1 protein-coding gene is annotated in these 1,243 nt (G+C 31.6%); it reads right to left on the bottom strand.

The annotated features are described in order from the left end of the window. Window positions 1–113 precede the first annotated feature (113 nt). The coding region (locus JCM15548_RS20505; RefSeq protein ID WP_062129087.1) for a hypothetical protein at window positions 114–1,243 on the bottom strand (1,130 nt) is incomplete at its 5' end.

Here is a 1,243-nt window from a genome sequence, read left to right as displayed (position 1 = left end):
GGGGGTTTGCGAGCATCGATATTGTCTGCCGTTAATAAATTTGCTACGGGGAGTGAAGTTGCCTATGCACACATAAACCCCCAATATTTTATACATGATGTTGTGTGGCGTTTTTATTTATCTTTCCTTTCAAAATGGATTCTCACATTATTGTTTGTCCGTACTTTTATCCCTAAAATTTTACCGGGAATCCAAATTGAATCTTCCTTTATTCGTTTAACTCCCAACTTAAATAATTGGTCTTTGTATTTTTCATTCCAATCAAGTTCTGGATTAAAAAAGTTTAAATGAAAATTTGAAATTTCTCCAGTTGTATCAATATGAAATCCGATATCCATAAAAGGTCTGTAAACAGCAAACATATCTTCTCCATCACTGGATTTCCATTCTTTTCTAAACTTCTTAATCGGCAAATCAACTTCAGCACTCATGTTGTCATTATAACTTGGTCTGGAATTTGGTAAATGTGGTCTTTCATCACAGGCATAATAATCAATATACTCTGAACGATTATTATACACCATTAACATATCTGCTTCTTTTATCAAACTATCTATAAAAGCTTTTCCGAATCGCTTTTGGATATAATAATCCATTGTTTCTCGATAACAGTTTCTTTCAATTGGTAAAACATCAGGTGGTGGTCCTAAATCTTTATATTTTATTCCGTACTTTTCTAACAATTCTACGAATTCTTTTTCTTGTCGAAACGGCCATCTTGGATGAATGCAAAGAACGAATATTCCATTTTGAATCTCTTCTTTTGCTTTATTTATTTGTTCAAGACAGGCAGTGTCCTTCTCCTTATAATATGAATACCTATCAATTGTATTTGAATTGTAAAAAGTGAAATTTTCGAAACCATTAAAAAGTTCTTTTGCTCCATTATTTAAAAGTTCAAGTTTAACACTACCCTTTTCTGCTTTAATTTTCAAGTAAGAAATAGTGTCTTGAAAATCGACAAGGTTATAGGCATTCACAGTTTTGTTTATAATAATTAATGTATCCGATTTTACTGAATATTTGAAAGCACAAGTAGTTGGATACATATCCTTTATTGGAACATAAATTAAAGTAGAGTCAAATCCAACAAAGTCCAAATCAGAATTTTCCCAACGCACACCAATTAATCTGTCCGTTAGTTTTTCTCCTTGATTCTCATTTTTGCATGAAAAAAGAGAAGTCATTACAATCAATAATATGTAGGTCGTTTTTTTCATCTTAAAATGCCACACAACGTCCA

This window comes from Geofilum rubicundum JCM 15548 (assembly GCF_000974365.1).
Classification (GTDB): domain Bacteria; phylum Bacteroidota; class Bacteroidia; order Bacteroidales; family Marinilabiliaceae; genus Geofilum; species Geofilum rubicundum.
Note: the sequence above shows the minus strand (reverse complement) of the source record. Positions and strands in the feature narration are given on the sequence as shown.